At 74.4% G+C, this 2,063-nt stretch carries 1 protein-coding gene; it reads left to right on the forward strand.

What is annotated here, in order from left to right; genetic code table 11:
• Nucleotides 1-141: 141 nt before the first annotated feature.
• Nucleotides 142-2,063, forward strand: a 1,922-nt coding sequence (locus GT042_RS08905) for a beta-ketoacyl synthase N-terminal-like domain-containing protein (RefSeq protein WP_202532543.1), incomplete at its 3' end; no start/stop codon positions are given.

The following is a 2,063-nucleotide window of genomic DNA, read 5'->3' on the forward strand; positions in this document are numbered from 1 at the left end:
GCCCCGACCCTCACCCCTGGCCCGGGCCAAAGTCCCGCGCCCGGCGGTCCGGCCCCCGCGTCCGGCTCCGCCGGAGCACGGTCCGTACACGACGCGCCCGTCGTCGCCCCGGCTGCAGGCCGACCCGCGGCGCCACCGTTCGTGGACGTCCTCTCGGCCGAGGAACGCGACGCGTTCAAGAGGGGCGCGTGGAACCTCCGTCCGGCCTCCCCGGACGAACCCGTCCTGCGCCTCGCGGACCCCGGTGCCCCCGCCGGCGGCCACTCGCACCTCGCCCGCTCCAGCAGCCTGGAGTTCGCCCCGAGGCCACTGCCGTACGCGGATCTGTGCGCCCTGCTCGCCCGGCTGCGCGCGAGCGACAGTGACGGCCGCGAGCGCCGCGGCTACCCCTCGGCCGGCGACACCTACGCCGTCCACGCCTACCTCGTCGTACGCGTCGGTGCCGTCGAGTCGCTCCCCGGCGGGGCCTACTACTACGACCCCGCCGAGCACGCGCTGCGCCTGCTCAACCCGGCCCCCGCCATCGACAGGACCGCGCACTTCTTCTACAACCGGCCGCTGTTCGACCAGGCGGCGTTCGAGCTGTACCTGATCAGCCAGCCCCAGGGCATCGAGCCGCTGTACGGCAAGGACGCGGAGCGCTACCTCCTGCTCGAAGCCGGCTATATGGGACAGCTCCTGATGGAGGCTCAGCAGGACACGGGGGTCGGTCTGTGCCCCATCGGGAGCGTCGCCTTCGACACGATCCGCGACCAGCTCCGGCTGGACGACGGCCAAAGATTCCTCCAGTCATTCCTCGGCGGCCCGCTCACCGACCGCCCGGCAGACCTCGCAGATCCCGCCGAGCCCGCCCCGGCCCGTGTCCCCGCCTCCGGCCGGGACGTCACCGTCACCCCCGCCGCCGTGATCGGACTCGCCGGCCGCTACCCGGACGCGGCCACGCCCGACCAGTTCTGGCGCCACCTCGCCGACGGCCGGCGTTCCATCGCCGCCCCGAGCGCGGACCGGGCCGCCGAGGTCGGTGCCGTACCCGGCGGCTACCTCGCCGACATCGACGGCTTCGACAGCGGGCTGTTCCGCCTGTCGCCCGCCGAGGCCGCCACCCTCGACCCGCAACTGCGCCAACTGCTGCACGCGGTACGGCAATGTCTGGAGGACGCCGGGCACACCACGGAGTCCCTGCGCAGGGCCGCCCCACGGGTCGGGGTCTACGTGGCCACGATGTGGAACGACCACCAGCACGTCGGCGCCGCCGACTGGGAGCGCACCGGCCGGGCCGAGGTCTCGGCCATCGCCTCGGACATCCCCAACCGTATCTCGCACATCTTCGGCTTCCGCGGCCCCAGCATCGCCGTCAACACCTCCTGCTCCTCCTCGCTCACCGCCCTGCATCTCGCCCTCGAAGCCCTGCACCGGGGCGACTGCGACGCCGCGGTGGTGGGCGCGGCGAACCTGATCGCCCATCCGTACCACACCGCCCTGCTGGAAGGCCTCGGACTCGTCGCCCCCGACGGCATCGCAGGGGCCTTCGACGACAACGCGAGCGGCTGGTCCCCCGGCGAGGGAGTGGGCGCGCTCCTGCTGCGCCGGGTCGAGGACGCGCGCCGCGACGGCGACCACGTCCACGGAGTGGTCGAGGGGACCTGGATCGACTTCGCCGGCGGCTCGGGCCGCTTCGGAGCCCCGGACGTGACGGCCTTCCGGGACGCGATGGCCCGCACCCTGGACCGGGCCGGGGTGACCGTCGACGACGTCTCGTACGTCGAATGCGCCGCCACCGGGGCCTCCTTCGCCGACGCCGCCGAGGTGGAGGCGCTCGGCGGGCTCTTCCACGCCCGCGCGGGAGACCCCGTCCTGATCGGTACGGTCAAATCCGCCATCGGGCACCTGGAAGCCGCCTCCGGGCTGGCCCAGGTCACCAAGACCCTGCTCCAGCTGCGGCACCGCAGCATCGCGCCGACACCGACCGCCGGCCGGCTCAGCCGCCTGGTCGACTGGGACGCCCTGCCCGTCCGGCTCGCGGACCGGCCCATGCCCTGGCGCTCGCCGGACGGGGCCGCGCC

This window comes from Streptomyces sp. SID3212, from assembly GCF_009865405.1.
GTDB lineage: Bacteria > Actinomycetota > Actinomycetes > Streptomycetales > Streptomycetaceae > Streptomyces.